The organism is Comamonas testosteroni TK102, assembly GCF_000739375.1.
GTDB lineage: Bacteria > Pseudomonadota > Gammaproteobacteria > Burkholderiales > Burkholderiaceae_C > Comamonas > Comamonas brasiliensis.
The window spans coordinates 2,942,932-2,968,023 of record NZ_CP006704.1; the positions used below are offsets into that span (position 1 = coordinate 2,942,932).

Genomic DNA, 25,092 nt, shown 5'->3' on the forward strand with positions numbered 1-25,092 from the left:
GACAACATGGCATTGACAGAAATCAAGGTCCCCGATATCGGCGACTTCTCCGAAGTCGGCGTGATCGAAGTGCTGGTCAAGGTGGGTGACACCATCAAGGTCGAGCAGTCCCTGATTACCGTGGAGTCCGACAAGGCCTCCATGGAAATCCCCTCCAGCCAGGCTGGCGTGGTCAAGGAAATCAAGGTTGCTCTTGGCGACAAGGTCAAGGAAGGCTCCGTGGTCGTGATGCTGGAAACCGCTGATGCGGCTCCCGCTCCTGCCGCCGTAGCGCCTGCCCCTGTGGCTGCTGCACCCGTGGCCGCAGCTCCTGCACCCGTGGCAGCCGCCCCTGCAGCATCTTCCACCGTGGACTTGAAGATCCCTGATATCGGCGACTTCAAGGACGTGGCCGTGATCGAGATGCTCGTCAAGGTGGGTGATACTGTGGCAGTCGAGCAATCGCTGTTCACCGTGGAGTCCGACAAGGCCTCGATGGAAATCCCTTCGCCCTCGGCCGGCACCATCACGGCGCTGACCATCAAGCTGGGTGACACCGTCAACGTGGGCGACGTCGTCGGGCAGATGACAGTGCAGGGCGCAGCCGCTGCCCCCGTGCAGGCTGCCGCTGCCGTGGCTGCACCGGTTGCCGCACCTGTGGCGGCAGCACCTGCACCCGTGGTTGCCGCTCCCGTGGCCACTGCTGCTCCTGTGGCAGCACCTGCGGCCCACAACCCCACCGTGGCTCCCTCGGGTCAGCTGCCCCATGCCTCGCCTTCGGTGCGCAAGTTCGCTCGCGAACTGGGCGTGCCTCTGGCAGAAGTCAAGGGCTCGGGCAACAAGGGCCGCATCACAGCGGAAGACATCCAGTCCTTCACCAAGTCGGTGATGGCTGGCGCCGTGCAGACCCTGGCCCAGCAGGCTGTGGCTCCCAAGTCGTCCGGCGGCAACGTCGGCGGTCTGGAGGTGCTGGCCTGGCCCAAGGTCGACTTCGCCAAGTTTGGCGCGGTCGAGCGCAAGGAACTGTCCCGCATCAAGAAGATCTCGGGTGCCAACCTGCATCGCAACTGGGTGGTCATCCCCCACGTCACCAACAATGACGAGGCTGACATCACCGAGCTGGAAGCCTTCCGCGTGTCCACCAATGCCGAAAGCGCCAAGGCCAAGAGCGACGTCAAGGTGACGATGCTGGCTTTCGTGATCAAGGCCGTGGTGGCTGCGCTCAAGAAGTTCCCCGAGTTCAATGCCTCTCTGGACGGCGACACTCTGGTCTACAAGCAGTACTTCAACATCGGCTTTGCCGCCGACACGCCGAACGGCCTGGTCGTTCCCGTGCTCAAGGACGCCGACAAGAAGGGCATTCTGCAGATCAGCCAGGAAATGGGCGAGCTGGCCAAGAAGGCCCGTGACGGCAAGCTGGGCGCTGCAGACATGCAAGGCGGCTGTTTCTCGATCTCGTCTCTGGGCGGCATCGGCGGCACCAACTTCACGCCCATCATCAATGCGCCTGAAGTCGCCATCCTGGGTCTGTCCAAGGGTGCCATGAAGCCCGTGTGGGACGGCAAGCAGTTCGTGCCCCGTCTGATGCTGCCTCTGAGCCTGTCGTACGACCATCGCGTCATCGACGGTGCAGCTGCCGCACGCTTCAACGCCTACCTGGGCGCTGTGCTGGCCGACTACCGCCGCATCCTGCTCTAAGCAGCTGACAGGCAGGCCGATTTTTTGCGAAATCGGCCTGTGGCGCTTATCTGAATTGCGCAAGCAGCTATCTTTTTAGAGGCCTTGCGCTTCACCTTGCCAGCCCATGAGTGAGATGAAGAACCTGAGACAGCATCCCATCGAGCATCTGCGTGGCGTCATTCCCGGTATCCGGCCTTTTCCGGATACGGCTGACGTTTTCGCCGAGCCGGTCGAGAAGTACGTGCGGCATTTTCTGCCGCTCGTCACCATCGATCTGGCCTTGCTTGACGATACCTGGAGCGGGCCGATTCATCTTGTCGCCCCTTGCGAGCCTTACGAAGGGCAAGTCGGGGAGTGGGGGGGCGAGGAGTTTGGCAACGCGCTGCTCAAGCCTGACTGGCTGGCTTTCAAGCTCAACGATCAAGGCAGGTACGAGCTGCTGGGCGACTGGCGCTACTTCATGCTGGAGCAGGATAGGGCCGACTGGGCGGGAAAATCGCTCGACTGGCGCGAGGTCCGCAGCCAGCATCGTGAACTGGTCAAGCTGGGTGCGCAGCCTCCGTTCGAGCTGCACCACGAGGCCAAGTACTCATGGCGCGATGTGATGGAACTGCATTACGCAACCCAGCACGCGGCATATGAGCAGGCCAGACAGGACTTTCTGGCCCATGGCTGGAATGCGGCGAACGAGTGGGACGACCCCGCTGAAGTTGCCAAGCTGCCGCTGTATGAGCCAGGGACCGATTGCTACGAAACCAGTTCCGGGCGCTATCTGCTCGGCGCGCTGGGCGGCCCTTCCTGGGGCGGCAACTGGAGCAATCTGACGAATGAGCTGCTGAGCGGCACCGGCACGGACGATGGCATTCACCCCATCCACCCAGAAACCGGCGCGCACTTCGAGTTCATCTGCAGTGCCAATGCCGATGCCTTTGCCGCAAGCGGCACCGAAACCCTGCTGTTCTACGAGCCTGAAAGCCGTACCGTATTGCTGACTTTTGACTGGAGCTAAGGCGTCAGCCGCCAGGCTTCAACCCGGAAATATCGTTTTCAGCTGCCCGAGCGAATCGGGCGGCGCAGAGACAAAACCAAGATAGGAGCGCATATGAGCCTCATCGATATCAAGGTACCCAATATCGGCGACTTCGCCGAAGTGGGCGTGATCGAACTGCTGGTCAACCCCGGCGACACCGTGGCCGTGGACCAGTCCCTCATTACCGTGGAGAGCGACAAGGCCTCCATGGAGATTCCTTCCAGCCATGCCGGCGTCGTGAAGGAAATCAAGGTCAAGGTCGGCGACAAGGTTGCCGAAGGCTCGCTGGTGCTGACACTGGAAGCCGCAGCCGACGCAGGCGCACCTGCTCAGGCAGCAGCCCCTGCGCCTGCCGCAGCCGCTCCCGCACCTGTGGCAGCCCCCGTGGCTGCTGCTCCTGCGCCCGTGGCCAGCAACTTTGCCGGCACCGTGGACATGGACTGTGACGTGGTCGTTCTGGGTGGTGGCCCTGGCGGCTATTCGGCAGCCTTCCGCGCTGCTGACCTGGGCCTCAAGGTCGTGCTGGTCGAGCGTTATGCCACCCTGGGCGGCGTCTGCCTGAACGTGGGTTGCATCCCATCCAAGGCACTGCTGCACGTGGCTGCCGTGATGGACGAAGTCAAGCACCTGGAAGTGGCCGGCGTGAAGTTTGCTGCTCCCGAAGTCAACATCGACCAGCTGCGCGGCCACAAGGAAAAGGTCATCGGCAAGCTGACCGGCGGTCTGGGCCAGATGGCCAAGATGCGCAAGGTCACCGTCGTGCGCGGCTACGGCAACTTCGTGTCTGCCAACCACATCGAAGTTGAAGAAACCACCGGTTCCGGCCAGGAAAAGACCGGCAGCAAGAAGGTTGTTCAGTTCAAGAACGCCATCATTGCCGCAGGCTCGCAAGCCGTGCATCTGCCCTTCATGCCCAAGGACCCCCGCGTGGTCGATTCCACCGGCGCCCTGGAACTGAAGGAAGTGCCCAAGCGCATGCTGATTCTGGGCGGCGGCATCATCGGCCTGGAAATGGGCACCGTCTACTCCACGCTGGGCGCGCGCCTGGACGTGGTCGAAATGATGGACGGCCTGATGCAGGGCGCCGACCGCGATCTGGTCAAGGTCTGGCAGAAGATGAACGCGCCACGCTTCGACAACATCATGGTCAACACCAAGACCGTGGGTGCAGAAGCCACGCCAGAAGGCATCAAGGTTACGTTCGCTCCTGCCAAGGACGGCGTCACCGTGCCCGAACCCCAGACCTACGATCTGGTGCTGCAAGCCGTGGGCCGCACGCCCAACGGCAAGAAGATCAGCGCCGAAAAGGCTGGCGTGGCCGTGACCGACCGCGGCTTTATCGACGTCGACATCCAGATGCGCACCAATGTGCCCAACATCTTCGCGATCGGCGACATCGTGGGTCAGCCCATGCTGGCACACAAGGCCGTGCACGAAGCGCATGTGGCCGCCGAGGTCATCGCTGGCGAGCTGCAAGGCAACAAGGAGCTGGCTGCTGCCGCCTTCAACGCCCGAGTGATTCCATCGGTCGCCTACACCGACCCCGAAGTGGCATGGGTGGGCCTGACAGAAGACCAGGCCAAGGCACAAGGCATCAAGGTCAAGAAGGGCCTGTTCCCCTGGGCCGCCTCGGGCCGCGCCATCGCCAACGGCCGCGACGAAGGCTTCACCAAGCTGCTGTTTGATGACTCCCCCGAAGCCCACGGCCACGGCCGCATCCTGGGCGGCGGCATGGTCGGCACGCATGCCGGCGACATGATCGGTGAAATCGCCCTGGCCATCGAAATGGGCGCCGACACCGTGGATATCGGCAAGACCATCCACCCCCACCCAACCCTTGGCGAATCCATCGGCATGGCGGCGGAAGTGGCCCACGGTTCCTGCACGGACGTACCACCAGCACGCAAGTAAGCGTAGCGATCAGGTCTCAGGATCTGTTCAAAACAAAGGCAGCCTTCGGGCTGCCTTTTTGTGTTGATAGCAGCGTCGATTTCCCTGGCAAGCGCTTGAGCCTCGATCGACCTGCACGGATGACTTAAGCTTTGCGCACCCACTATCAGCGAAAGAGACGGCCATGCCCCGCCCAAGCCCCGACTACTCCAGGCCGCTCCAAGCCGCCTGCCACTGCGGCGCAGTGCGTTTTAACGTGCTGCTCAGCGACGGCCTGAATACTGCGCGGCGCTGCAATTGCTCGTTCTGCCGCATGCGCGGTGCCGTGGCCGTGTCGGCCGAGCTGAGCGGAATTGAGGTATTGCAGGGGCAGGATGCGCTGACGCTCTATCAGTTCAACACTGGGCAGGCCAAGCATTTCTTCTGCAAGCATTGCGGCATCTATACCTTTCACCAGCGGCGCTCGTCGCCGCATCAGTACGGCGTGAATGTGGCTTGCATTGACGGCATGAGCCCGTTTGATTTTGCGGAAGTAGTGGTGAGCGAGGGGCGCTCGCACCCCAGTGACCGCCACTCAGGCGCTGCTGCGGGCAAGCCGGTGGCGGCGGGCTGGCTGCGCTATGAAGCCAATGCGCTGCTCGAAGCACAGCTTAAAGAATAGTTTTGATAGCTGTAAGCGATTGATGCATAAAGGTTAGAGCCGATTTTTGCTTGATACTTCGGTCTGGCTGGCAGAGTCAACTTGCTCATTAATTTCCCGATGAGGAAGTATCAATTGCTTTGACCATGCTCTGGTTTGTTCTTTCTCGAGCGGAAATTTTCAAGTCAAGCCGTTTTCTCTGTATTTGATAGCTACTTGTGAGCCTGCAGATTGTTCTAGCGACTAATTTGACTTCAAGGTGTGCAGCGCCGCTGCCAAGGTGCCTATATCTTTGTTGTGCACTGCAACATGCGGCGGCATACTGAGTTGGTGTGAGGCTGGTTCCGTGCCGCTGTTGGCCCGGCCGGCTTTCGCAAAACAGGAGGGGGCATGACGTGTACCGCTGACCGTATCCCAACCAGCGCCGCTGATGTGCCGGGACAGAAAGGCTGCTCATGCTGAGTGTGCTGGCCGTGGCCGTCTCGCTGGCCCTGTTGATGTTTCTGGCCTACCGAGGCGTGACAGTGCTGCTGCTGGCCCCGTTGATGGCGGCCGTGGCTGTGGTGCTGTCGGGCGACGGGCGCTGGCTGCTGCCGCTATATACCGACACCTTCATGACCGCGCTCAGCGGCTATGTGCTGCAGTTTTTACCTTTGTTTTTGCTGGGGGCGCTGTTCGGGCGGCTGATGGCCGATTCGGGGGCGGCCAGTACCTTGGCTCACTGGATTGTGCGTACTCTGGGCAAGAAGTACGCCATACAGACCGTGGTGCTGGCCTGCGCGCTGCTGACCTATGGCGGGGTGTCGCTGTTTGTGGTGGCTTTTGCCATCTACCCGATTGCGCGCAATCTGTTTGAAGAGGCGCAGATTCCCAAGCGCCTCATCCCGGCCACGATTGCGCTGGGCGCGTTCACCTTCACCATGACGGCGCTGCCGGGTTCGCCCGCGATCCAGAACGCCATGCCGATCCCGTACTTCGGCACCAATGTGTTTGCAGCGCCGGGGCTGGGCATTCTGGCGGCGGCGCTGATTCTGGCGGGTGGCCTGTGGTGGCTGAGCCGGCGCGCAGCCACTGCCAAAGTTGCAGGCGAGGGCTATGGCGAACACGACGAAGGCGGCGCGGATACTGTGCTGACGCCCGCGCAGCAAGCGGCCGAGGCCGCACGCCATGCACAAATACCGCTGTGGATGGCACTGCTGCCATTGCTGCTGGTGATCGGCGTGAATGCGCTGTTTACCTACGGCGTTTTTCCACGTCTGGACCTGGGCTTTGTGACGGAACGCTTTCCGGCGCTGGACCCGACCCGGCTGGTGGGACTGTGGGCGCTGGTGATTGCGCTGATCGTAGCCTGTACGGCGCTGGTGTTGCTGCGCCTGGGGCGCTGGCACAGCCTCAAGGACACCATCAATCAGGGCGTGTTTGGATTCATGCTGCCGCTGTTCAATACAGCGTCCGAGGTTGGCTATGGTGCGGTGATTGCATCCCTGGCCGGTTTTGGACTGATTCGCGACGCGGTGTTGAAGGTATCAAGCAACCCCTTGGTGTCCGAAGCGGTGGCCATGAACGTCCTGGCGGGCATTACCGGCTCATCGTCCGGGGGGCTGAGTATTGCACTGCAGACTTTGGGTGCTGATTACCTGGCTATGGCCCAGGCCGCTGGCATCAGTCCCGCGCTGCTGCACCGGGTGGCGGTGATGGCTGCCGGTGGCATGGACACGCTGCCGCACTGTGGCGCCATCATCACCCTGCTGGCAATCTGCAAGCTCAACCACCGGCAGTCTTATGGCGACATTGCGGCGGTAACCATGCTGTTCCCGCTGCCGGCACTGGTGATGGTGATTGCGCTGGGGACCTGGGTGGGCAGCTTCTGAGGTCGATCACTGTCAGCCTGAATGCCTGGGCGTCGGGGCGATAGAAGAGAGCAAGAGGCCGAAGGCTGGCGATGCTCACAGAATGCACTGCCAGTCTTTTGTCCCGCTTTCTCCTTTGGGGCAGTCTCTGAAACTCAGGTTGTTGCTGTAATGCGTGCACTGGCCGGGCCGCCGCGTCGCAAGGTGTTGTAGATCGGGCATTTGCCGGTGAAGTAGTCCAGCAATTGCTGGGCCTGCTGCTGCGTGACGCCGCCGGCCGTGACCGCCAGTTCCAGCCTGGCATAGCGGGTGCCGTCGGCGGTATCGCGCTGAAACAGGACTTCGGCATCGAGACTGCTCAGGGGCCAGCCGAATTCGCGCGCTTTTTCCTGAATCAACCCGAAGCTGCAGGACGCCAGTGACGACAGCAAAAGCTCGCCGGCGGCAATCGCCAAGCCGGGGCCGCCGCTGCTGACCTTGGCGTCGGTGGGCAGCACATTGTGGCGTGCGCTGACGAGGTAGCGGCCTGCGGTGGCTGTCGCCTGGGCCTCGATGCTGACGATCTCGCCTGGGCCGGTTTGCAGATCTGCGTTGTCTTGCGAAGTGCTGGTGGCGAGGCTCATGCGGCAACCTTGTCTGTCGATGGAATGGCGGGAGATTCCACTGTAGTGGAATGTGTTTCGACACGCTCTTTCCAGGCGTGAACGGCGGGGCGTTCCAAGCCCAGGTTTTCGCGCAGGGTTTCGCCGTGGTATTCGGTGCGCAGCAGCTTGCGTTGTTGAAGCTCTGGCACCACGTAGCGCACGAATTCCTCAAACCCGGCAGGCTGGTAGGGGGCCTGGACCATGAAGCCGTCGCAAGCCTGTTCTTCAAACCAGTGCTGCATCTGGTCGGCCACGTCCTTGCCGCTGCCCACCATGCCGCCTTCGTAGCGGTTGCCGTAACGCAGGCCCAGCTCACGCAAGGTCAGCTGTTCGCGGTCGGTGGCTTCGCGCACCTCGTCGTAGTGGCCTTTGACGCCGGGCACGTTGAGGTCGGGCAGCGGCTCGTCCAGCGGGTACTGGCCCAGGTCGATATCGAGGTGATAGGCCAGGGTGGACAGGCCGGGCTCGGCATGGGTCAGGTCGCGCAGCACTTCGCGCTTGGCTTCGGCAATGGCGCGGGTCTCGCCCACCAGCGGGGTGGCGGCGGGCAGGATCTTGAGGCTGTCCGGCGAGCGGCCTTTGCGCACCACGCGCTCCTTCATCTCTTTGTAGAAGCGCTGGGCGCTGTCCAGAGAGTCGTGGCTGGCAAAGATCACATCGGCCCATTGGGCGGCAAAGTCGCGGCCTCGATCCGATGCGCCGGCTTGCACGATCAGCGGGTAGCCCTGGGGCGGGCGCGGCACGTTGAGCGGGCCGCGCACATCGAACCATTTGCCCTGGTGGTGAATTTCGTGCACCTTGGCAGGGTCGGCAAACAGTGGCGCTTCACGATCCGCAACCAGGGCGTCGTCTTCCCAGCTGTCCCAGAGCTGATGGACGACTTCCAGAAACTCGTCGGCGCGGTCGTAGCGCTCGTTCTTGGGGATTTGCTCGCGCAGCGAAAAATTCCTGGATTCGGCGTCCTGGAATGAGGTGACCACGTTCCAGCCGCTGCGTCCGGTGCTTAGATGGTCCAGCGTGGCAAAGGAGCGTGCCAGCTCATAGGGCTGGAAATAGCTGGTCGAGCGGGTGGCCACCAGCCCCAGGTGCCGGGTAGCGCTCGCCATGGACGTCAGCACCAGCGTGGGGTCCAGCCGCATGGAGCCCAGTGCGCCGTAGCGCAGCTGGCTGTCGGTGCTGCTCTGGAAGCGGTCGGGAACGGCCAGAATATCGGCAAAAAAAGCCATGTCGAAACGGCCTCGCTCGAGCGTCTGCGCGATCTTCTGATAGTAGGCTGGGTTGAGCCAGTCGGATTCGGAGCTGGGGTAGCGCCAGCCGCCGGCTCGACCGGGACCGGCAATGATGAAGGCGGCCAGATGCATCTGGCGGGGTGTTGCTTGGGTCATGGCAATGAACTCACTCTTCGGAAGTCGTCAGGGGCTCAGGAGAGGGCGCTGCGGATCTTCTGCGCCACATCGCCGACCTTGCTGCTTTGCAAAAAGCCGACGACATCGGTGCGTTGCGGCAGCACGCCCAGTTGCTGGAAGCTGTCGGCCATTTCCTGGGTTTCGGTGGCGGCCTGCCTGCTCAGCGGGGCCAGCAGATCGGCGGTGGAGTCCGACAGGCGCTTGTCCCGAATCAGTTCGACAAAGACTTTTTCTTCGAGGCTGCCGGGACGGAAGCCGCCTTGTGCAGCCCATAGTTTGGCCGTAGCGTCGGGGCTGGCATTGATCCTGGCCTGCGTCTGCTTGATAAGCCTGACGACATTGAAGACAGCCTGGGGATTGGATTGCAGCGCTTTCTCGCTGGCGACATAAAAGGCCCAGTCATAGGTTCTGACATTGGGCAGCAGGCGGACCTTGTTGCCCAGGCGTGCCTTGGCAATGGCTGCGGCATGTTGCCAGTGGATCCAGCCGTCGATGCTGCCTTGTGCGAGAGCGGTATAGGCATCGACGCCCGACAGGCTGACCGCTTCCACGTCCTTGAGACGCAGACCCGCAGTTTCCAGGTATTTGATCAGGCTGTAGGTGCCGGTGGTGCCGTTCTGATGGGCAATGCGTTTGCCCTTGAGATCGGCGGCGGAGCGTATTGAGGATTCGGCGCGCACCAGAAAGTCCACTTCATCGGCGGGCAAGGCGTAGGCGGCCAGTGGAATCATGGGTACCTTGGCGGCGATGGCATTGACGAGCGCGGTTGCCGTTGCAAAGCTGAAGTCCACCGAGCCAGCCTTGATGGCCTCCATCACCGGCAGCGATGCGGTAAATCCGGGCTGGAAGGTGATGGCCGAGCCTATGGCGCTGTGCAGCTGGCTCTCGGGCAGGCTGCGCAGCGTGGCCCAGACACCGGTACGTCCGTCGCCGATGATGGCCACCCGCAGCGGTGTGCTGTTGGACTGCGCCAGAGCGGCATTGCCGCCCAGGCTCAGCGCGGCCAGTGCCGAGCCGGCTTGCAGTCCGCGCTGCAAGGCCTGGCGGCGGCTCAGTGGTGAGGAGGTCAAAGCCGTGGTGCTGTCGTAAGAGCTCATGATGATTGCCGTGAAGGAAATGAAAGGAATGGGGCGTGCAGGCCCGTGATTCAGGCCGAAGCCGAAGTCGCCTGGGCCGCCTCGTGCAAGGCCTCCTGCACCAGCAACTCGTTGATGAGCCTTGCCTTGAGCGTGGCCAGATCGGCCTGGCCACGATCGCGGGGTATTGCGCCTTCGAGCACCAGATCCCTGGCAATGTCGCCATCGCGCAGCACCAGAATGCGATTGGAGAGCACCACGGCCTCTTCCACGTCATGGGTGACCAGCACCACGGTGCAGGGGTGGTCGCGCAACATGTCGAAGAGCAGCAGTTGCATGGAGACCCGGGTAATGGCGTCAAGAGCGCCAAAGGGTTCGTCCAGCAGCAGGATGTCGGGGCGATGTAGCAGTGCGCGAGCCAGGGCTGCGCGCTGTTTCTGGCCGCCCGAGAGCGTGGACGGAAAATCGTTCTCATGGCCTTGCAGACCGACGGCACGCAATAGTTCCAGAGCTGCAGGCTGTTGCTCGCGAGCGCCAAGCGTGATGTTGTCGAGCACGGTCTGCCAGGGCAGCAGCCGGTCTTCCTGGAACATGACCCGTATCTGGGCTGCGCGCTCCGGCACGGGGCTGCTCAACCGCATGCGTCCGCTGCTGCAGGCTTCCAGACCCGCGATAAGCCGCAGCAGCGTGGACTTGCCGGCGCCGCTCGGACCTATCAGGGAAACGAATTCACCCTGCGTAATATCAAGATCTATATGCTGCAGAACCTGGCGGTGGCCGAACGATTTTCCGATATTGCGCAGAGAAACTGCGCATGCGGAGAAGCCATCTTCTTTGATTTCGGCATTCTGACGGCTTGATAATATTGAAATCATTGACCTGCTGCCTTTTTATATGCGGGATTCCAGCGCAGAACGCGATATTCGATCTGCCGGATAAGCCAGTCTGCCAGCCAGCCTGCCAGTGCATACAGCAATATGGCGAAAATGATGATATCAATGCGCAGCAGTTCGCGGGCGTTCTGAACCATGTAACCAATGCCATTGCGAGAAGCAATGGTTTCGGCAATGACCAGCGTGAGCCATGCAACACCTAATGCATATCGGATACCCACCAGTATGGATGGCATGGCGCCGGGAATGATGATTTGTTTAATCAGCTCTTTGCGGCTGAGACCGTAGGATTTTCCCATTTCCAGCAGCTTGGCATCGACATTCTTGATGCCGCTGGCCGTGTTGATATAGACAGGAAACAGCGTTCCCAATGCGACCAGCAAAATACGCGGCGTTTCATCGATACCCAGCCATAGAATCATCAACGGCACCAGGGCCAGATGCGGAATGGTGCGCAGCATCTGCAGCGAACGGTCAAGCAGATCATGGTTGAACTGACTGAGACCTACGGCCGTGCCCAGTACCAAGCCCGACAACATGCCAATGCTGAAGCCGGCCAGAACCCGACTCAGGCTGACGCCTATATCTGTCCAGAGCGTGTTGTTGGTCCATTGCTCATAGGCGGCATGAGCGACCGTGATAGGACTGGGTAATATGGACTGATCTATCCAGCCACTTGTTGTTGAAAATAGCCAAAGGCTCAGCACAACAAAAGGAATGATCCACGGTGTGAGCATTCTCTTGAAATTGATTGACGTGAATTGCCCTGTGCTTTTCTCTTTGATCAGTTGTCGTATTGCTTGGTCTGAAATCTGCATTGAGTGATATGTGCAAATTGGCCCTATTAACGGAGCCGAAGCCAAGTTTATAACTTAAATATTTAATATGTTAAATGAATAATTTTTTGTTTGTTAATTACGGAATCATCCTTTTGCCAAAGATAATAATATTGTTTGCATATGATGGATTGATCTGCATGTAGCCGGATCTGATGGATCGGATATTGGGCTGTGGCTCGGGTCCATAGCTTTTTCCGGAAACCGGACTCCAGTCAGCAGAGTGCGCCAGCGGAAACGGGCTGTGTGCCGCAATCCTTTGGCAGACACCAGCTTCCTGTTCGGACTCATGCAATGAAAAAAGCCGACCTGAAGGCCGGCCGGCTGCTGTCGTACTGTTTGGCCTCTGTTTAGCGCACGGCCTGGCCATGCCGGGCCTTGGTGGGTCGCACCGCCACCATCAGCACCAGTGCCGATAGGATCAACATGCCCAGCACCAGATAGATGCTGTAGTGCCTGTTGCCGGTGTACTGGGTCAGCAGGCCGGCCAGAGTGGGGCTGGCGGCCGAGCCCAGGTTGCCCAGGCTGCTGATGAGCGCTATGCCGCCTGCGGCCACGGCCGGAGGCAGATAGTCGCTGACCTGGGCAAAGAACAGCGGGGGCAGGGCCGCAAGCCCGATCAGCGTGAAGGCCAGGGCAATCAGAGAGCCTTCGAGATGGCCGTGCATCTGCAGGGTGACGATCAGGCCGGCAATGGCCATGCCGGTGGCGATGAACAGGTGCCAGCGCCGGTCGCCGAATCGGTCGGAGCTGGCGCCAAAGGCAATCATGCCGACAAAGCCCGCCACAAAGGGAATGGCCGAGTAGATGCCGACATGCAGCACGTCCTGCACGCCCAGGCCCTGAATCACGGTGGGCATCCAGAAGACAAACAGATAGGTGGCGCCGTGCATCATGAAATACACCAGTGACAGGGCATAGACCTTGGGGTCGCGCAGCAGCTGGCCCAGAGTGGCGCTGCCATCGGCATCCTTGTGCCCGTTGGTGCCGTGGTGAGTGGCCTGGCCGCTTTCGTTGGCCAGGTTGTATTGCAGACGCGCTTTCTCGGCATCTGTCAGCCATTTGGCGTCGGCGGGCCTGTCCTGCAGGTAGACGTAGAGGATCAGGCCCAGAATGCAGGCGGGGGGGCCCTGGATGAGAAACAGCCACTGCCAGCCATGCAGACCGTCGATGCCATCCATATATTTGAGGATGGCGCCGCACAGCGGTCCGGCCACGATGGCCATGGCCATGACGGCCGAGAGAAAGATGGAGATCACCCGGCCGCGGCGGGCCGAGGGATACCAGTAGGTGAAGTAGAGAATGACGCCGGGAAAGAAGCCGGCTTCGAAGGCGCCCAGCAGAAAGCGTGCGACATAGAACTGCATGGGAGTGGAGACCCAGGCCATGGCCGTGGCGATGAGGCCCCAGACCAGCATGATGCGCATCAGCGTCTTGCGCGTGCCTATCTTCTCCAGCAGCAGGTTGCTGGGTACTTCAAACAGAAAGTAGCCTATGAAGAACAGACCCGCGCCGAATCCGTAGGCGGCGTCGCCGAAATCCAGCGTCTGCTTCATCTGGATCTGGGCATAGCCGATATTGATCCGGTCCAGGTAGGCGACCATGTAGCAGATCAGCAGCAGGGGCAGCAGCCGCCAGCTGACCTTGGCATACAGCGCCTTGTCTGCGTCGATGTCCTGACTGGTATCTTGCCTGGGCGTTGCGCCCGAAATGGTCGTCGCACTTGGGTTCATGCTTGTCTCTTGGAAGTTGTTGTGGGGCGCGGGGTGGGCATCACGAGCTGGATGCAGCAAGCCATGGCCTGGGAGCAGACCCGGCTCGGCCTTTTTTCGTTGTCATGAATGCAAGGGATGCGTCACGGTCCCGCAGCATCAGGCCGCAAGGGCGGAGGCTGCCATGACCTTGCGCCAGCACCGGTAGCTGTGAATGGTGCTGTGGTGGCCTGTCCTGGATTTCTGGGTTCATTTCCTGTTCTTGACCTTCATCGCCTGAACCCGGCTGCGCACCAAGGCTGCATCGACCTTTGCGGGGCAGAGAATCAACGAGTTCGGTGGGCAATGTAGGGCCGGTGGCCTGAATGCACTTGGCGCATTCCGCAATTCAGTTGCCGGATCGTGACATCCAAGGGTAAGCCTTAGGCTCTGCTCTTGCAGCGGCAGGGCGGTAGAGGCTGCCGCGCCCAGGTCTGCCAGCGTGCAGATCGCGCTCGATGAGTTGGCGAGCTGTGCACTGCTGAATGGAGCGGGGATGCTCCGATGCTGAATTAGTCCATCACAAATATGGGCGCTGTTGTGCGAAACGGCAGCCTGCGGCCTGGCGGCAGCAGATAGGCATGCTCGCGCGACACGCGCAGCGGGTCGCATTCGCCGTCGGTGATGATGAGGATGGGCCCGTCCTTGGGAAAGTCATCGGTCTGGAGCAGCCGATCCACGCCCGGCTGCAGCACGGTGCCGCCCCGACCCCTGAGAGCGATGCGCTGGGCCATGTCAGCGGCCGGTAGATAGCCCAGGTCATAGGCTGCGGCGTCGCAGCAGATCAGGCGCACTGCGGGCACGTTCTTGGCCTCGGCATAGCTGGCGATGGCGCCCAGTGCCTTGGCCAGTACATGGCGCTCCATGGAGCCCGAGGTGTCCAGCACCACGCCAAAGGTGCGGCCGTCCAGCCAGCGGCTGTCGGCTTGAATGCGTGGCCTGGGAATATCGGGCGTGGCGCTCTGGCGGCGGCTGATGCGGGCATAGCTGCGCCGCGTTTCTATGGGCGGAAAGTGATGGTCGAACCAGCGCGCCAGCTCTACCTGCCAGTCAATCGGCGGCTGCAGCAAGGCACGGATTTCCTCGATCAGTCCTGCGGGCAGCAGGCCGCGTGCGCTTTGCTCGTGGCGCAGCAGGCCCTTGCCCAGCTGGGTGCGGCAAAACTCGTCGATATCGGTGTAGTCGCCCGTGTTGTGCTGACCGCCTACATTGCGCTCCAGCATGTCGCCCCGGCCACCGGCCAGGGTGCGCAGCTTGCGCATGCGGCGCAGATCGCTTGCGATGCGGTCATAGACCTCCTCGGCGCCGAGGCCGCGCAGCTCCGGGTCGTAGAGCAGGCCGATGCCCGGCGGCTGGCCCACATCCATCTGAATCAGCCAGTCGTTGATGACAAAGTCGCAGGCCACGTTCCACAGAAAAGGTTCGCGCCCGCGTCGGCGCGGCAGATGGCGCAGGGCAACGTGCAGAACTTCGTGGGCAATGACGAAACGCAGTTCCAGCTCGGACAGGCGCGGGCCGGGGTTGATGTAGATGGTGCGCAGCACTTCGTCGACGGCGGCGACGGCAATGTCCTCGCGCTCGCAGATGCCGGCGTCCTCGATGATGTCAAACGCCGCGACCATGCTGCCCAGCAGCGGAAAGCTGTCCATGAACCAGTGTCTTGCGCGGTCCAGCGCACTGCTGGCAGGGCGGCTCTGGCCAAACTCGCGGCGCACGCCTGCCGCCATTTCCACGGACTGGGTGACGGAGCGAGCCAGACCGGCGGCAAACATTTCGGGCCAGTTGCCGTACCTGCGCCAATACGGCTGCGGTTTGCTGGTGGATGAGGCGGGCTCAGGCCACTGCTGCGGCAGGGCCAGGCTGGGGTGAGCGCCGCCCTGACTGGGACCGGCCAAGCTCAGCGACTGTGCCCAGGCGGGTATGCCTTGTTCGCAGAACTGGACGTACCACTGGGCCTCGTCGCGCTGGGGCAGTCCGTCGGGCAGTTCCATGCCTTCGGGCGGACGGCCGAGCTTGATGGTCTGGATGAAGCGGGCCGTGACCACATCGCAGGCCGCGCTCCATTGGACCCAGTGACTGCGGTCTCGCTGAAAAAGCTCCAGCGCGTAGCTGAGCGTGGCCCGCCCCAGGCAATACGCCCATTCCTCGGGACTGGCCAGGCGCTTGGGGTGGATGTCGATCTGGCCGGTAAAGCGTTGGTGGTTGAGGCTGGCCTGTGCCCAGCCATGGGGCGGGCAGCCTGACTGGGCGCCGCGCACAAAGCCCAGGCTGCGGCTGAGTTCGCTAAAGATGGGGTGTGCCTGCAGCATGGCCAGGCCCTGCGTATAGGCCTGGGTGGCAGGGGTGTCGCGCGTTGGGGCTTTGGCCATCAGGCTCTGGCCGTCTCGCGCGCTTCCACCAGGCGTGGCAGGTCGCGCACTATTTCCACCATATACCAGGCTGGCAGGGTCTGGCTGTCGCTCTCAGCGGTGACGATCTGAGCCATTTCCAGGCTGATCTGGGCCAGTTCCTTGAGCATGGCCTTGGAGCGGTGCACGGTTTGCTGCAACTCGCCGCCGCTTTGCTGCTTGTCGGCGGGCAGAATCTTGAGCAGACGCGCACGGAAGGCCTGGGCCAGGAAATACAGCACATCTCTGTCCTGCGGCGCATGGGGCCAGTTGGCGTCGCCCTTGAAAATAGCGTCCAGACGGTGACGGTCGTCGGCCAGCTTATAGAAGGCCTTGAACTGCGCCGCATGCTGGGGCGTGAGGCAGCCGCTGCCCAGGGCTTCGAGCGTCTGCAGATTCAGAGCATCGCCGTAGGAGAGCAAGGCGTCGCTCAGCATATGCCAGGAGCGCGGCGTGGAAAACGCTTCCTCATGCTTGGGCGGCTGGCTCCACAGGTGATCGGGACGCTGGGCCAGGTATTCGAGAACCAGAGTATGCAACTGGGCCTGCTGCGCCCATTGCAACCACTCGCTGGCGCTGACCTTGAGCTGCACATGAATCATGCGGTTGATCAGCGCCGAGGACATGGTGCGCACAATCGCGGAATCCTGAGCCCGGTTGCCAGCCGCAATCACGATGGAGCCCTCGGGCATCACATACTCGCCCACGCGACGCTCCAGGATCAGGCTGTAGAAGGCTTTCTGCACATCCTGGCTGCAGGCGTTGAGCTCGTCCAGGAACAGGCAATAGGGCTGCTCGCGCGCAATCATGGCGGGCGGGCAAAAGCGAGTCACGCCGTCAATGATCTGTGGCACGCCCAGCAAATCCTCGGGCGCGAGCTGGCTACCCAGCAGGGACACACAATCAAGCCCCACGCTTTGCGCAAAGTTTTGCACCAGTGCTGATTTACCAATGCCTGGCGGCCCCCAGATGAACACGGGGCGTACGGTAGCTACGTTGAGAAGGAATTCGCTAAGTTGCGAGGGAGTGAGAGCCAGACTGGTTTGCATGCTGCGTGCAGTCTAAGGCAAGTGCAGCGGTGTCCTCAGCATGCTCAAGCGGCCTGACCTGGAGTCCTGCGGGCCGCGGGTCGCCGCTCATGGTTCCTGGAACGCCTGCATGCCTTGCATGCAATACAGCAGAAAGCGATTGGCGGCTGGGGACAGATGGCGACCGGTGCGAGTGATGAGCTGCATTTCCGCATCCTGAAATGCAGGGTTGTGAATGGGAATGGCGCGCAGGCGCCCGCTTGCCAGCTCGGCCGTGACGGAGCAGGGCGGCAGCAGGGTCACGCCCTGGCCGCTGGTGACAAAGGCCAGCAGCACGCTGATGAGATTGCTGGTCAGCGCGGGGCTGAGATGGATCTTGTCCTTGTGTTCGGCATATTCCACGAGCTGGCGAATGCCATACACGCCTTGAAGCATGGCAATAGGCCATTGGCTGAGCTCCTGCAGCGAGGTATGGCCCGCGCTGGCCAGCGGGTGCTGGGAGTGGACGATGGCATGCATGGGCTGGCGCGCCGCGCCGCGCGTGGTGATATGGCTGTCGGCGGGTGGGTAGTAGACCAGGCCGATCTCGGCCGCATCCTCGCGAATGCGGCGCATGATTTCGGTCGTGCCATAGATTTCCAGCGAGATGCTGACTCCAGGGTATTGCTGGCGAAAATTGCGTATGGGGCCGTCGATCAGCTCCTGCGCAAAGCCCTCGCCGCTGACCACGCTGACACTGCCGCTGTGCAGGCCGCGCAGCGCATCTACCTTGGCCAGCATGTCGTGGCGGTGGGCCGTGTGTTCGCGGTGATAGTCCAGCAACAGCCGGCCGGCTTCGGTGGGCACCACGCCGCTGCGGTGGCGCTCAAGCAGGGCCACCCCCAGTTCCTCTTCGAGCAGGCTGATCTGTCGGCTGACGGCTGAGGGCACGATGCCCAGTTTTTCGGCTGCGGCACGGACAGAGCCGCAGTAGACGGCTTCAAACAGATAGCGGGCGCGGGAGTCTTGGAAGGCGGGCATGCGGCGATTGTCGTCGCCAAATTGCATCTGTATTCATACGTATGTTCACTTTTTTAGAACAGAAAAAGAAGGCGTATGCAATAAATGCATTGTTATATTCAGCGCCCGCATGGGTGAGCGCCAGCTTGGGCTGGCCGTGCCCATTTTCAGGGTTCAAAGCTATTTCAGCGCGTCGGCAGCGGCCGTCGTGCGCAAGGAAAGTTGATGCGTACAGAGGTGCAGCCGGCCAAGGCCGCGTTGAATGTGGGTAGCGTGGTGCAGGTATTTGCGCTGGCGCTGGTGATTGCGGCATTGTCCGAGTGGCTGGGGCCGCTGCCCATTGCGCTGGGCGTGGGCAAGGTGGTGCTGCTGCCCATGATCTGGGCGCTGCTCATCGGTCTGGTGCTGGGACTGCTGCGCAAGCGCATGCCCGGGCCGCTAAAGCTGAGCCTGTACAGCCAGAATCTGGCAGCCGCCGTGCTGTCTTGCGCGCTGTTTCTGTTCATTGCCAAACTGGGTCTGCTGGTCGGTGGCTCGCTGCCCAAGCTGGCCGAAGTCGGCTGGGGGCTGGTGTTGCAGGAGTTGGGCAATCTGGTCGGTTGCGTGGCCCTGGGCATGCCTGTGGCGCTGCTGCTGGGCATCAAGCGCGAAGCGATTGGCGCGACTTTTTCCATCGGCCGTGAACCGGGTCTGGCCATCATCGGCGAGCGTTTCGGCATGGATTCGCCAGAAGGTCGCGGCGTGCTGGCCGAGTACATCACCGGTACGCTGATCGGCGCTATCTTCATCTCGCTGCTGGCCGGCTTTGTCTCAAGCCTCAATATCTTCCACCCGCTGGCACTGGGCATGGGCGCCGGTGTGGGCTCGGGCAGCATGACGGCCGCCGCCGTGGGCGCGATTGCCGCCCAGCATCCCGAGATGAGCGACCAGATTGCCACCTTTGCCGCTGCCGCCAATCTGATTGCGACGACGGTGGGCACTTATCTGACCCTGTTCATCTCGCTGCCCCTGGCGCTGCGTGCCTATCAATGGCTGGAGCCGATTCTGGGCCGCAAGCGCAAGCAGGCTGTGGTGGAGCAGGCTGTAGACCTGTGTGCCGCCAAGGATGAGGAACAGGCACAGGTGCCGGCGCTGGGCCTGGGCATGCGCTTCGCCTCCTGGGTTCTGGTCGGCGCCATGGTGCTGATCGGCAACCGCATCGGCCATGGCGTGCCGGTGATGGATGCGTTGCCAGGTGTACTGCTCATCATTGCCGCCGTGTTTGTCGGTGATCTGATCTATGTGGGCACGCGCCGCGCGCTGCCTGCGGTGTGCTGGATCTCGTTCATCGCGATGGCCATGACCTTCCCGCTGACGCCCTATGCCGCCGAAGTGGCAGCTTTGACCGGCAAGGTCAACTTCCTGGCCATGATCACGCCCATGCTGACGTTCGCGGGCCTGTCGCTGGCTAAGGACATCCCGGCTTTCCGCCGTCTGGGTTGGCGCATCGTGGTGGTTTCGCTGCTGGCCAATGCCGGTGTGTTCCTGGCCGCGACGCTGATCGCCCAGACCTTTGTCCACACGCTGTAAAGTCGGAGCAAGACCATGATGAACACCATCAAGTGGCCCGGCCAGCAGGAACTGCAAGCCTGGCGTCATGACTTTCATCGTCATCCCGAAACCGCGTTTCAGGAGCACCGCACCAGCGCGCGTGTGGCCGAGCTGCTGAAGAGCTTCGGTCTGGAAGTGCACACCGGCCTGGCCGGCACCGGCGTGGTCGCCGTGCTCAAGGGCAGTCTGGGCGCCGGCCCCTCTATCGGCCTGCGTGCCGATATGGATGCGCTGCATGTGACCGAGCTCAACCAGTGCGAGCATGCGTCAACCCATGCAGGTCGCATGCATGCCTGCGGTCACGACGGCCATACCAGCATGTTGCTGGGTGCGGCCCAGGCTCTGGCCTCGGCCCCCGACTTTGCCGGTACCGTGCATTTCATCTTCCAGCCTGCCGAGGAAAACGAAGGTGGCGCGCGCGCCATGATCGAGGAAGGGCTGTTCAAGCGCTTCCCCATGGACGCGGTCTATAGCATGCACAACTGGCCGGGCCTGCCCGTGGGTACGGCGGCAGTGCATTCCACGGCCGTGATGGCGGCCTTCGACATCTTCGATCTGACGCTAACCGGCAAGGGCTGTCATGCCGCCATGCCGCATCTGGGCAAGGATGCGCTGCTGTCGGCTTGCCAACTGGTGACGCAGCTGCCCGCGCTGATCGCTCGCGAGCAGGAGGTGCACAAGCCAGCCGTGCTGAGCGTGACCAGCTTCAACGCCGGGGATACCTATAACGTGATGCCCGAAGTCATCAAGCTGCGCGGTACCGTGCGCTGCTTCGACATGCCTCAGCGCGCGCGTATTGAGCAGCGTTTTCGCGATGCGATTGCAGCGACCTGCGCGCTGCACGGCCTTGAGGCCCAGCTCGACTACCGCGTCAGCTACCCAGCGACCATCAACAGCCCCCAGCATGCCGAAGTTTGCGCCGAGGTGCTGACCAGCGTACTGGGCGAGGGCAAGGTGCGCCGCGATATGGTGCCCAGCATGGCTTCGGAAGACTTTGCCTTCATGGCACAGGAATGCCCGGGCGTCTATATCTGGCTGGGCAATGGCGAGGACAGCGCCTCCCTGCACAACCCCAAGTACGACTTCAACGACGCCAATCTGCCGCTGGGAATGCGTTACTGGGTGGAACTGGTGGGAGCGCTGCTGAAGGGCGGCAAGCTGCCAGCCTGACAGCAGGGTTTTCCATATGAATCAATGCCGGGTCAACGCTTGGTTGAGCCCGGCATTTTTCATGTCCGGAAGGTTTGCAAAACTCTAACAAGCCATGCATTCGGACACAGAAATGTCGGAAGGCTGACACCCTGTAACGCCGTTTGATCTGGCGCCCCTATGATGTTTGTAGCGCTCCTGGTCAGTGCCTGTGGAGATCTGGGCACACTTTGGAGCGTGCGTGGCGGCTGCCGTGATCCCTCGGGCGCAGGGCTGGCCGCGCTAGTAGCAGGTGTTGCATCCCGGCGCATGACTGGGCTTTCACGCGGCGCTGACCGCATCTCTCGCAACGCTGCCTGCACCATTCCTGGTGCCGTGACTTTGTCGCACTGTCCGGGTCTTGATACAGGAGGGCGCTTTATGCCGTTCGGCAATCTTGAGGCGGGCATCTGGCCCGCCGGTTTTCCGCCGCTGCTGAGCTGGTGCGTGCTGGTTGCAGCCGCTGCTATGCTTGGTCATCTGGTTCACCGTTTTACCGGCTATCCGCGCATGCTGGGGTATACGGTGGTGGGCCTGGTGGCCGGATGGGTTGGCTTTGGTGATCTGCCCTGGCCGCTGCAAGGCAGCACGGCCGTGCTGTTGGAGGTGGCTGTGGGCGCAAGCCTGCTGCTGGCAGCCTCTCAGGTTTCATTGCCCTGGCTGTTTCGTCAGCCCTGGTTGCTGCTGCAAAGTCTGGGCGAGTCGCTGGTCACGCTGACGGTGGTGGCTGCGACCTTGCTGGCCCTGGGCTGGGGCTGGGCCGTGGCGCTGGCCGTCGGTGTGATATCCATGGCTGCGTCTCCGGCTGTGTTGCTTCGCATTGCCGATGATCTGCGCGCCAGCGGCGCGGTGACAGACCGCAGCTTGCTGCTGGCTACTATCAGCACCTTGCTGGCGCTGTTCGGCGCTCTGGTGCTGACCGTAGTATTCGTGCCGGTCGCAGCGGCTGCAGGTGGCGGCCTGCAGTTTTCATCGGCGGGGCTGGGCCGCCTGCTGTTCAGCCTGTTGCTGACTCTGTTCTGGGCCTTTCTGGTCACCATTGCCTTCTGGCCAGTCCTTCGTTGGCAGTCATCGCGCAGCGACACCACGGCCTTGTATCTGCTTGCTGCCATGGCTGCGGTCTGCCTGCTGGCCGAGCAATGGGGCGGCTCTGCCGCACTGGGCTTCATGGTCGCGGGTCTGATGCTGCGCAATTTCAGTCCCATGCCGCTGGTCTGGCCCCAGGCCTTTCAGGCGGCCAATGCCATGCTCAATCTGCTGATGTTCGTGCTGGTGGCCAGCATGGCCTCGCAAGTGAACCTGTCTGTGGCGATGGTTTCGGTCGTGGCCAGCGCTGTCCTGGCTCGGATTCTGGGCAAGTTTGGCTCCATCCTTCTGCTGGGGCTAGGTACCGGCATAGGCTGGCGCAGGCAATGGCCTGTGGCCTGCGGGCAATTGGCCTTGTCGGGACTCGCGCTGCTGATGGTGTCGGGGATTGCAATGCAGTGGACGGCTTTCAATGCCAGCGTGGCCCAGCAGGTGGCGGCCATTGCGCTGCCCATGATCGTCTTGTGCGAGGTGCTGGGTGTGCTGCTGGCCGCTACCGCCCTGTGGCGTAGCGGCGATGCCCATCGCGGCGTGGGCCGCGCGGCCTTGCAAAGAGGAGGGAAGCGCCATGACGCATGAAATCGAGCAAAGTCAGCCAGCGGGGGCCGAAGCCGGCGGCCTGGGCGAATTCGCACCTTCTCAGGCCCTGACGCTGGGCGTGGAACTGGAGCTGCAGCTGCTCAACACCCATCACTACGATATGACGCCGTATGCGTCCGATATGCTGGCCCTGCTCAAGAACGTCAAGGTCCCGGGCTCCATCGTGCCTGAGGTGACCTCCAGCATGATCGAGATCTCGACCGGCATCTGTCAGGATGCGCAGGACGCCTACGAGCAATTGGCTGTTACGCGCGATGCCTTGGTCAAGGCGGCCGACCGGCTCAATATCGCGCTGGCCGGTGGCGGCACGCATCCGTTTCAGCAGTGGCACCAACAGCGCATTTACGACAAGCCGCGCTTCAAGGAGCTGACGGCGCTGTACGGCTATCTGACCAAGCAGTTCACCATCTTCGGCCAGCATGTGCATGTGGGCTGCCCCAGTGCCGACGATGCGCTGATGATGCTGCACCGGCTTTCGCGCTACATCCCGCATTTCATTGCACTGTCGGCATCCAGCCCCTTTGTGCAAGGCCAGGACACCGCGTTTGATTCGGCACGTCTCAACTCGGTGTTCGCGTTCCCGCTTTCGGGCCGTGCACCATTTGCCTTGCATTGGGAGGATTTCGAGCGCTACTTTGCCAAGATGGCGGCTACGGGCGTGATTCACAGCATGAAGGATTTTTACTGGGATATCCGGCCCAAGCCCGAGTTCGGTACTGTGGAAGTGCGTGTTTTCGACACGCCGCTGTCCATCCACCGCGCTGCGCAGTTGGCGGCTTATGTGCAGGCGCTGGGTGCCTGGTTTCTCAGCGAGCAGCCCTTTGAGCCCAGCGAAGACGACTATCTGGTCTATACCTATAACCGCTTCCAGGCCTGCCGTTTCGGCTTGGACGGCACTTATGTGGACCCGGCGAGCAGCGAGCAGCTGTCGCTGCGCGAGCACATAGGGCAGACCCTGCAGCGCATCACCAGCCATGCCCCCGCATCCGGCAAGAGCGCGCTGCAGGAGCTGTCCCTGGTTCTGCAGCGCGGCAACGATGCGAGCTGGCTGCGCGAGAGCTATGCCCAGGTGCAGCAATTGCCTGAGGTGGTGCGCCAGGCGTCGCTCAGATTTGCTGGTAGGCCCTGAGCGGTTTTGACATTATCGACTCGGTGCAAGGAGTTACATTTGCAAATACTTACGAGTGCGGATTGAAAGGGCTTGAACAAAGCAAAAGCCAGTCCTGCCTTGTTCATCCGCAGGTCTGACTCCGGGTTGTCCTTGCCTGAGACACGCAGCACCTGCCGTTACCGGCTTAAGTGATTTCATGGTTGCGACCGTCATCCTTGGCATGCTCTGCGTGCATCTGCTGTGTTTTTGCGTGCTGTTCCTGCTGATCGGCCGCAGATTGCCCGACAGGAAAATGGGCATGGAGGTCTTCGCATTGGGCAACCTGTTGCTGGGTTGTGCCTATGTGCTGCAGCTGCTGGGCGGCAAGCCGGGCTGGAGTGCGATGAGTGTCGTCAATCACACGCTGACTCTGTGTGCGCCGGTGGTCTATGCGCTGGGCGCGATGCGCTTCTTCAGTCGTCCTATGCCGGTGTGGCGGCCGCTGCTGATTCTGGCGCTGGCCTATAGTGCGGCGCAGGTGCTGGTGCATTCGACACTGGGTCTGGAGGCGCGCCAGGCCATGCTGGCCGGGGCCTGTGCCTTGCTGTTCCTGGGCATGACGATCTCCCTGCTGCGGGGCACGCGCAGCTTTGCCAGGAACATGGTCGTTGAGATGGTGGTCTTTGCCATTCTGATCGGCGGCATCTGCATTCTCAATGCCATGAAGTTCGTGCTGATCCTGCAGGGCGGCTTGCAGGCCCTGGACATGAACAGCCATTTTCAAATGGTGTTCTATATCTACATGTCATTTCTCGGCACGGTGATCCCGCCAGGCGCCGTCTGGCTCGTCTTGCGGCGCCTTACCGACGAACTCGGCAGCATGGCGGCCCAGGACCCGTTGACCAGGCTGCTCAACCGCCGGGGCCTAGTCCAGGGGCTTGGGGCGCATTTCGCGGCCGCAAAGACCGTGCCCGTCCATCTGTTGATCGTGGATATTGACCATTTCAAGCGCATCAACGACAGCTACGGGCACCAGTTCGGCGACATGGTGCTGTGCCGCGTGGCGGAAGTGATTCGGCAAAGCACGCGCAAGAGCGATCTGAAATGCCGTTTGGGTGGCGAGGAATTCGTGGTTCTCTGCCCGGGGCTGCGGGGAGACGAGGCGCTGCAGCTAGCCGAAAGAATACGCGCAGCGATTGCGGAAATCACGATTCCGGGCATCAGCCTGCATGGCTGCGTCACTTGCACGGCAACGATTGGCGTTTCCAATCCTTTCATTGCTTCGCATGCATTTGAACTCGCACTGCAGCAGGCCGATGCGGCGCTTTATCGAGGCAAACATGCGGGGCGCAATCGTGTTCAGCGTGTGGACCTCGAAGATCTTCGAGCGCAGGAACCGGAGGGACAGGCCGCAAGATCAAGCCCTTTCATCAGTGAAAGGGCTTGACG

Annotated in this window: 19 protein-coding genes; 10 read left to right on the forward strand and 9 right to left on the reverse strand. The window is 61.8% G+C overall.

Annotated features, from left to right (window positions below; all coding sequences use genetic code 11):
• Positions 1-6 precede the first annotated feature (6 nt).
• The 5 genes from aceF (at position 7) to O987_RS13280 (ending at position 7,090) form a co-directional block, all read left to right on the forward strand.
• Entirely contained in the window at positions 7-1,677 is a 1,671-nt protein-coding gene (gene aceF, locus O987_RS13260; RefSeq protein WP_043372749.1) for a dihydrolipoyllysine-residue acetyltransferase, read from the forward strand.
• A gap of 115 nt (positions 1,678-1,792) precedes the next feature.
• Positions 1,793-2,668: a hypothetical protein gene (locus tag O987_RS13265; protein ID WP_043372751.1), complete on the forward strand. Its 876-nt coding sequence runs from the start codon at positions 1,793-1,795 to the stop codon at positions 2,666-2,668.
• Positions 2,669-2,761: 93 nt separating this feature from the next.
• The gene (lpdA, locus tag O987_RS13270; RefSeq protein ID WP_043372753.1) at positions 2,762-4,600 is read left to right on the forward strand and encodes a dihydrolipoyl dehydrogenase; all 1,839 of its coding nucleotides are present in this window, start codon (positions 2,762-2,764) and stop codon (positions 4,598-4,600) included.
• Positions 4,601-4,763: 163 nt separating this feature from the next.
• A complete protein-coding gene (locus O987_RS13275) occupies positions 4,764-5,240 on the forward strand; it encodes a GFA family protein (RefSeq protein WP_080731520.1) in 477 nt (158 codons plus the stop codon).
• A gap of 434 nt (positions 5,241-5,674) precedes the next feature.
• The gene (locus tag O987_RS13280) at positions 5,675-7,090 is read left to right on the forward strand and encodes a GntP family permease (protein WP_080731521.1); all 1,416 of its coding nucleotides are present in this window, start codon (positions 5,675-5,677) and stop codon (positions 7,088-7,090) included.
• Positions 7,091-7,224: 134 nt separating this feature from the next.
• Here O987_RS13280 and O987_RS13285 read toward each other — a convergent pair whose 3' ends face one another.
• From O987_RS13285 to O987_RS13325, 9 genes are all read right to left on the reverse strand, one after another.
• Complete coding sequence (locus O987_RS13285) at positions 7,225-7,692, reverse strand: OsmC family protein (protein ID WP_003055340.1); 468 nt, start codon at positions 7,690-7,692, stop codon at positions 7,225-7,227.
• Positions 7,689-9,098, reverse strand: a complete 1,410-nt coding sequence (locus O987_RS13290; protein WP_200879605.1) for an LLM class flavin-dependent oxidoreductase — start codon at positions 9,096-9,098, stop codon at positions 7,689-7,691. Before O987_RS13290 ends, O987_RS13285 begins: the two co-directional genes overlap by 4 nt.
• 35 nt (positions 9,099-9,133) lie before the next feature.
• The gene (locus O987_RS13295; RefSeq protein ID WP_003055336.1) at positions 9,134-10,216 is read right to left on the reverse strand and encodes an NrtA/SsuA/CpmA family ABC transporter substrate-binding protein; all 1,083 of its coding nucleotides are present in this window, start codon (positions 10,214-10,216) and stop codon (positions 9,134-9,136) included.
• A 50-nt stretch (positions 10,217-10,266) separates the two neighbouring features.
• Complete coding sequence (locus O987_RS13300) at positions 10,267-10,998, reverse strand: ABC transporter ATP-binding protein (RefSeq protein ID WP_235214399.1); 732 nt, start codon at positions 10,996-10,998, stop codon at positions 10,267-10,269.
• A 68-nt stretch (positions 10,999-11,066) separates the two neighbouring features.
• Positions 11,067-11,825: an ABC transporter permease subunit gene (locus tag O987_RS13305; RefSeq protein ID WP_003055333.1), complete on the reverse strand. Its 759-nt coding sequence runs from the start codon at positions 11,823-11,825 to the stop codon at positions 11,067-11,069.
• A 449-nt stretch (positions 11,826-12,274) separates the two neighbouring features.
• A complete protein-coding gene (locus O987_RS13310; protein ID WP_043372760.1) occupies positions 12,275-13,657 on the reverse strand; it encodes an MFS transporter in 1,383 nt (460 codons plus the stop codon).
• A 530-nt stretch (positions 13,658-14,187) separates the two neighbouring features.
• Entirely contained in the window at positions 14,188-16,044 is a 1,857-nt protein-coding gene (locus tag O987_RS13315; protein WP_043372762.1) for a DUF2201 family putative metallopeptidase, read from the reverse strand.
• On the reverse strand, positions 16,044-17,111 hold the full coding sequence (locus tag O987_RS13320) for an AAA family ATPase (RefSeq protein ID WP_043372764.1): 1,068 nt from the start codon (positions 17,109-17,111) through the stop codon (positions 16,044-16,046). The genes O987_RS13315 and O987_RS13320 overlap by 1 nt, the downstream gene beginning before the upstream one ends.
• An 87-nt stretch (positions 17,112-17,198) precedes the next feature.
• The gene (locus tag O987_RS13325) at positions 17,199-18,137 is read right to left on the reverse strand and encodes a LysR family transcriptional regulator (RefSeq protein ID WP_051962180.1); all 939 of its coding nucleotides are present in this window, start codon (positions 18,135-18,137) and stop codon (positions 17,199-17,201) included.
• A gap of 177 nt (positions 18,138-18,314) precedes the next feature.
• Here O987_RS13325 and O987_RS13330 point away from each other — a divergent pair, with 177 nt between their 5' ends.
• From O987_RS13330 to O987_RS13350, 5 genes are all read left to right on the forward strand, one after another.
• The gene (locus O987_RS13330) at positions 18,315-19,658 is read left to right on the forward strand and encodes a DUF3100 domain-containing protein (protein WP_003055320.1); all 1,344 of its coding nucleotides are present in this window, start codon (positions 18,315-18,317) and stop codon (positions 19,656-19,658) included.
• 15 nt (positions 19,659-19,673) lie between these two features.
• Positions 19,674-20,849: a M20 aminoacylase family protein gene (locus tag O987_RS13335; RefSeq protein WP_003055318.1), complete on the forward strand. Its 1,176-nt coding sequence runs from the start codon at positions 19,674-19,676 to the stop codon at positions 20,847-20,849.
• Between the two features lie 159 nt (positions 20,850-21,008).
• Positions 21,009-22,532 (forward strand): cation:proton antiporter, encoded by a 1,524-nt coding sequence (locus O987_RS13340; RefSeq protein ID WP_235214376.1) that lies wholly within the window; start codon positions 21,009-21,011, stop codon positions 22,530-22,532.
• Positions 22,522-23,682: a YbdK family carboxylate-amine ligase gene (locus O987_RS13345; protein ID WP_043372768.1), complete on the forward strand. Its 1,161-nt coding sequence runs from the start codon at positions 22,522-22,524 to the stop codon at positions 23,680-23,682. The genes O987_RS13340 and O987_RS13345 overlap by 11 nt, the downstream gene beginning before the upstream one ends.
• A 178-nt stretch (positions 23,683-23,860) precedes the next feature.
• Positions 23,861-25,090, forward strand: a complete 1,230-nt coding sequence (locus tag O987_RS13350; RefSeq protein ID WP_043372770.1) for a GGDEF domain-containing protein — start codon at positions 23,861-23,863, stop codon at positions 25,088-25,090.
• Positions 25,091-25,092: the final 2 nt, after the last annotated feature.